This window comes from Clostridium sp. CTA-5 (assembly GCF_054768135.1).
In genome coordinates this window covers 1-1,707 of sequence record NZ_BAAAAT010000027.1, presented here as the reverse complement: position 1 = coordinate 1,707, position 1,707 = coordinate 1, and the positions used below count along the sequence as shown (strand labels likewise).

The window sequence follows — 1,707 nt, the reverse complement described above, 5'->3', positions numbered from 1 at the left end:
GATGGCATAGAAGTAACACTCCTACCCATTCCGAACAGGACAGTTAAGATCTATAGCGCCGAAGGTACTGCATGGGAGACTGTGTGGAAGATTAGGACGTTGCCAGGTAAGTGTAAAGAGATAGTTATTATAACTATCTCTTTTTTAGTATAAAAAATAATTAGCTAAATATAAAATTGTTTACACTTATTCAAACATAATTTATCTTTTATCTCATGTAAAAATATTTTATAATAACTTAGCATGATGTATCCTAGCATTTTAATTTCACATCAGCATTCTTACGATGAGTAAATATTTTTTTGTTTACCTTTCAAAAACCAAACCTTTTAAGTTACTTGATAATCTCTAATTCTAAGTTTGTCCTGAAAGAAAATTGTATAGTGTATTTTTAATTATTTAAAATTCTTATTGTTTATTTTTATCAACTCTTGGCATTACATAAGTCGAATGGGCATAACTTAAATTAATCTATATAATATATTGGCTATACCCATGTGACACATAATAATATTAAATTCTTTAATAACTTAGTCCTGTATCAATTCTATTATCCAATTTTTCTTACATTCAAATCCTACTTGGTCTTGAGTATTATTAGTAACTACATCTACAATCATTTTTTGTTGTTTAGGATTTAACTTTCTTTTAAGACCAAGATTATGTTTCTTAACTAATTCATCAATTTTGCCAAGATATAAAAATCTTATAATATTCATCATCTTAATTAAGGTTATTATTATTTTCAATATTAAACTTCATTATTATATATAAATATTAACAGATTGAAAATTTATTATGGAAGTTTTTTCTTTGCAATATATATATATAGAAATATTAACTTAAAATCATATTTATCTACTGATTATTATCGTATAAATATTATTAGTGTTTTATATAAAATTAGAGAATTTCATAAGTATAATAGTTAAAAAGTTTATTAAATTCTATTTAAAGTTGTCGCAGAGTAGTTTTTATACTTGAATTTAGAATCATACATATTATTTTATTTCATGTACTTAAGAAGGAGTGTTATTAATATAAATATATAATAAAAATAAATTTAAAAATTTTTTAATTAATTTTATAAAGAGATATCATAAAAGTTTTATGATATCTTTTTTTACATATAAAATAACTAATTATTATATGGGGGTTATGGGGATGATATTGAGCGTAAAAATATAATATTTTTAATCTAAAATATCAGAAGGATCAGGATATGCAACTAAAATATATAAAAGATTTGTCTGATATGAATAATAGTAGTAAATGAAATCTAAAAACTATAACTTAAAAAATAATATAAATACATAAGTATTCATGAATATTAAGTAATACTTTGCCTAGCGTATCAATGATAAGAATTTTGCGAAAATATAAGAAAAATGTAGTATTATGGGTTTAATTTGGGTAAACAATATAAATATAAATAATTATATTTAGAAGATATGTTAAGATAAAACACGTCGCTGAGGACAGGGACAACTTAAAAATAAGCTTAGAAAAACCTTTTGAAAAAAGAGTTTGAAAGCTTGAAAAAAAGTTGTTGACACTCAAAAAAACAAGTGATATACTGAGTAAGTCGCTTGAGGGCGACAAGTTAAAACAAAAGCTGACAACGAGAGTTGAAGCGAAAGAAAATGGTCTTTGAAAATTGAACAGAATATATAAAATACATTTAAGTAAACCAGCAATTCTTTTTGA

The 1,707-nt window shown here is 23.5% G+C and carries 1 protein-coding gene and 1 rRNA gene; one reads left to right on the top strand and one right to left on the bottom strand.

The annotated features are described in order from the left end of the window. Positions 1-108: ribosomal RNA gene (gene rrf / locus ACYUET_RS18960) — 5S ribosomal RNA — on the top strand; the annotation flags it as partial. 422 nt (positions 109-530) lie between these two features. Here the strand turns inward: rrf and ACYUET_RS18955 are convergent. Further along, positions 531-749 (bottom strand): hypothetical protein, encoded by a 219-nt coding sequence (locus ACYUET_RS18955; protein ID WP_460282203.1) that lies wholly within the window; start codon positions 747-749, stop codon positions 531-533. Positions 750-1,707: the final 958 nt, after the last annotated feature.